The following is a 919-nucleotide window of genomic DNA, read 5'->3' as shown; positions in this document are numbered from 1 at the left end:
CCCCACCACAGCTGGCGATCCGCGCAACTCGTCGCCTGCTCCGACGAGTGCGTTCGCCGTACAGAGGTTGATCGATGCGGGTGCGGTACCGGTCGGGAAGACCAACCTCGACCAGTACGCCACGGGCCTGGTCGGCACGCGTTCGCCGTACGGCGCCTGCCACTCGGTCTTCTCGGACGAGCACATCAGCGGGGGCTCCAGCTCGGGCAGTGCCGTGGCCGTGGCGTCCGCGGAGGTCGACTTCGCGCTCGGCACCGACACCGCCGGCAGCGGCAGGGTTCCGGCGGCGTTCAACGGGCTGATCGGCATCAAGCCCACGCGCGGCCTCGTCTCCACCACCGGCGTGATCCCCGCCTGCCGGTCCCTGGACTGTACGACGGTCCTGGCGCGCTCGGTGCCGCTGGCGAGGAGGGTCTTCGACCAGATCGCAGTCTTCGACCCAGCAGACGCGTACGCGCGACGGACCGCCCAGCGCGCGTTCGGGGACAGGCCGCGCATCGGCATCCCGACCAACCAGCTGGACCTCGATCCGTTGCACCGGGAGGCCTGGGAACAGGCCGTCGCCGAGACGGACGGAGCGGTGGGTGTGGACATCTCACCGCTCCTCGAGGCGGCTGCGTTGCTCTACTCAGGTCCCTGGCTCGCCGAGCGATGGCTGGCCTTCGGGCAGGCGCTCACCGATGATCCGACGGTCGACACGACGGTCCGCACCATCGTGACGAAGGGCCGGGACCTCAGCGCAGCGGACGCCTTCGCGGGCTTCCACCGGCTCGCGGAGCTGGCCCGGGAGGCCGAGCCGATCTGGGAGCAGGTCGACGCGCTGCTCCTCCCGGTCACGGCCACGCATCCGACTCTTGCCGAGGTCGCGGCCGATCCGATCGGCGTGAACACCCGGCTCGGCCAGTTCACCAACATGACG

1 protein-coding gene is annotated in these 919 nt (G+C 70.6%); it reads left to right on the top strand.

The features are described from left to right. Positions 1–919, top strand: a 919-nt coding sequence (locus tag ACOADB_RS13715; RefSeq protein ID WP_378599500.1) for an amidase family protein, incomplete at both ends; no start/stop codon positions are given.

It is taken from the genome of Nocardioides sp. CPCC 206348, assembly GCF_048654705.1.
Classification (GTDB): domain Bacteria; phylum Actinomycetota; class Actinomycetes; order Propionibacteriales; family Nocardioidaceae; genus Nocardioides.
Note: the sequence above shows the minus strand (reverse complement) of the source record. Positions and strands in the feature narration are given on the sequence as shown.